The organism is Chryseobacterium sp. 27AL, assembly GCF_057815395.1.
The window spans coordinates 1-253 of the sequence record NZ_JBYRIW010000059.1; the positions used below are offsets into that span (position 1 = coordinate 1).

A 253-nucleotide genomic window follows, 5' to 3' on the forward strand; every position below is an offset into this window, starting at 1 on the left:
GATTCAAAGTTTAAGGTAAACTACATACCCAATGACAAAGAGCCAGGGAAAAAGTAAAAGGGACTAACGAGAAGAGACCGGAGATTTAAGGTTTAAGATTTAAAATTCAATGTTAAATCACTTATTGGATCAGTTTCAAAAGTTGGGGACTATGCAAAAAGTTTGGATAATCTGAACAGAAAAAACGATTTATCTTTTACCCCTCGCAGTTGTAATCTGAAGTTTTTGATTTTAGCATTGAAGGATTCGGCAG

1 pseudogene is annotated in these 253 nt (G+C 34.4%); it reads right to left on the reverse strand.

Going from position 1 to position 253, the window contains the following annotated elements:
* Nucleotides 1-149: 149 nt before the first annotated feature.
* Nucleotides 150-253 (reverse strand): annotated as a pseudogene (locus AC3WV0_RS18185) (ISAon1 family transposase); the annotation flags it as partial.